Annotated in this window: 3 protein-coding genes; all 3 read right to left on the bottom strand. The window is 62.6% G+C overall.

What is annotated here, in order from left to right; genetic code table 11:
• Window positions 1–77: 77 nt before the first annotated feature.
• Genes tnpC through tnpA form a run of 3 tightly spaced genes read right to left on the bottom strand, consistent with a single transcriptional unit; the run spans window position 78 to window position 2533 of the window.
• Window positions 78–1742 (bottom strand): IS66 family transposase, encoded by a 1665-nt coding sequence (tnpC, locus tag AC0L3B_RS37995; RefSeq protein WP_085357270.1) that lies wholly within the window; start codon window positions 1740–1742, stop codon window positions 78–80.
• Between the two features lie 45 nt (window positions 1743–1787).
• Complete coding sequence (gene tnpB, locus AC0L3B_RS37990; RefSeq protein WP_425304745.1) at window positions 1788–2108, bottom strand: IS66 family insertion sequence element accessory protein TnpB; 321 nt, start codon at window positions 2106–2108, stop codon at window positions 1788–1790.
• A 23-nt stretch (window positions 2109–2131) separates the two neighbouring features.
• A complete protein-coding gene (tnpA, locus tag AC0L3B_RS37985) occupies window positions 2132–2533 on the bottom strand; it encodes an IS66-like element accessory protein TnpA (protein WP_085357272.1) in 402 nt (133 codons plus the stop codon).
• Between the last annotated feature and the right edge of the window lie 87 nt (window positions 2534–2620).

Here is a 2620-nt window from a genome sequence, read left to right as displayed (position 1 = left end):
GTACGCATACGACGAAGGCCGCCTGATTGACACATGCGCGCGAGCGCGGCGAGTTCTACGATGGCGTTGCGTGAAGGTCAGGCGGCTTGCTGATCGGCGGACTTGCCGGCTTGGTGCAGGAGCTTCCATTCCCAGGGCAGCAGTTCGCGCAGCCGCGACGCGGGAAGATCGGCGATCCGGGCGAGGACGTCGGCGAGCCAGGCCTTTGGATCGACGTCGTTGAGGCGGCAGGTCGTGATCATCGTCAGCATGATCGCGGCACGGTCGGCGCCACGTTGGCTACCAGCGAAGGTCCAGTTGCGCCTTCCCAAGGCAATGCCTCTCAATGCACGCTCAGCGCAATTGTTGGTCAAGCAGATCCGGCCATCGTCGAGGAAGCGGACGAAGTCGTCCCAGCGCTTGAGCATGTAGTTCATGGGCTTCAGGACCTCGGCGGAGCGCGAGAGGCTTTCTCGCTCGCGGAGCAGCCAGTCATGCATGTCGTCGAGCAGCGGCTTGCTCCGCTCCTGGCGCACGGCACGCCGCTCGTCGGCACTACGGCCGTTGATGGCGCGCTCGATCTCGAACAACGCATCCAGACGCCTGACCGCCTCCAGCGCGATCGGGGAGACCGGTTTGCCCTTGCGGCCTTCCCGGGCGGCTTTCTCGATGTCAGCCAGTTCGAAGAATCCCCGCCGCGCATGGGCCAGGCAAAACGCCGGCGTGATCGGCATTGCTTTCCTTTTTGGGTCGAACAACGGCTCGAAGCCGCCATAGCAATCCGCCTGCAGAATGCCGGCGAAGGCGGCCAGATGCTTCTGAGGATGTTCGCCCCGTCGGTTGCCCGAGGCATAATAGACCGCCGCCGGCGGCGCAGGCCCGGCGAACGGCCGGTCATCCCGCACATAGGTCCAGATCCGGCCGGTCGTGCACTTGCCCTTCGCCAGGATGCGGATAGTGGTGTCGTCGCCATGAAGGCGCTCGGCCGCGAGCACATGACGCTCGATCAGCTGGAACAGCGGCATGACGGCGAAGGTTCCGTGGCCGACCTGGTCGGCCAGCGTCGACAGCGGCAGGTCGATCCGCTCAGCCTTGAAGCGCACGCTCTGGCGATTGAGCGGGATATGCATGCCGAACTTGTCGAACAGCATTGTCGCCAGCAATTGCGGACCGATGAAGCCGCGCGGCGTGGCATGGAACGGTGCCGGCGGCTGGCTGATCTTCTCGCAATCGCGGCAGGTGAACTTCTCGCGTATCGTCTCGATCACCTTGAAGCGACGCGGGATCTCCTCCAGCGTCTTGGTCACATCCTCTCCGACCTTCGCCAGCCGAGATCCACCGCAGCAGGCGCAGCTCGTTGGAGCCTCAATGACGACGCGCTCGTGTTCGATGTCGTCCGGCCATGGCTGGCGAACCGGCCGCTTGCGCATGAAGGGGCGAACGTTCTGCGTCTTCGCTGCTGCGGCCTGCGCGGCAAGCTCATTCTCGGTCGCCGTGGTGGCGAGTTCTTCGAGCTCCAATTCCAACTGCTCGAGTAAACGCGCCGTGCGCTCGGAGCGCTGCCCGTGCAGTTCGCGTTTGAGCTTCTCGATCCGTAGCTCAAGATGAGCGATCAGCACCTCGCTGTCCGATAGCTCCGCCCGCGCGTTGGCGGCATCCGCGACTGCCACATCGCGTTCAGCCTGCAACGCCTCGCGCTCGGCCAGCAGAGCAAGGTAGGCTCTCGTGAGATCCGAAGGAAGGTCGTCCGGCTTCGATGTCATGACGCCATTGAATCAGATCGAGCATCAGATTCAAACCCAAAACGATTATCCGACCCGCGTCGGCCGCTGGGTTTCTTGCGGATTGCGCCAATCGATCCCGGACAGCAGATAGCTCAACTGCGCCAGCGAGATCGTTACCGCTTCACCGGCAACCGATGGCCAGATAAACTTTCCTCTCTCGAGTTTTTTTGTGAACAAGCAGGCTCCCTGACCATCGTGCCAGATCACCTTCACAAGATCGCTGCGGCGACCGCGGAAGACAAACAAATGACCGCTGAGCGGTTCTTTGTGCAGCACCTCCTGCACTTGGAGGGCCAGCGACGGAAAGCCTCTGCGCATATCCGTGTAGCCTGTCGCCAGCCACACTCGCACATTCCCTGGTACAGCAATCATCGGCGTCCAAGCACATCGAGGACCCGCGCCAGCGCCTCCGGATCGACGTGCGCATCCACCCGGATGCACCGTCGGTTGCCGAGATCGATCTCTATCAATCCAGTACGTGCGGCTGCCGCCGAGCGAACTCGGCCATCAACCGTAGGCAAAAGCTTCGCAGTTTCTTCAGTCGAAGCCGCTACGGCGGCGATCTGCACCGGCGTAAAAGATGGTGCAACTTGTTCCGATGTCCGTGCTTGTCGACGCCAGGTAAACACCAGGCTGGCCGCTACTCCGTTGCGCCGCGCAACCTCAGTTACCTTCGCGCCCGGTGCCAACGTCTCCTCGACAATCCGTGCCTTGTCGTCCTGCGACCAACGCCGCCGCCGCTCCAGCCCGCCTAAAACCTCGACCCGCATCGCCTGATGACCTTAAAGCTAGACTTAAGGTCACACGCTTCGCGAATTACCAACCCTCACGCAAGACGGCCCCCATCGGAGGCGTAC

It is taken from the genome of Bradyrhizobium sp. Kon56, assembly GCF_055807635.1.
The sequence above is the reverse complement of the archived record's forward strand: the minus strand, read 5'-3'. Positions and strand labels throughout refer to the sequence as shown.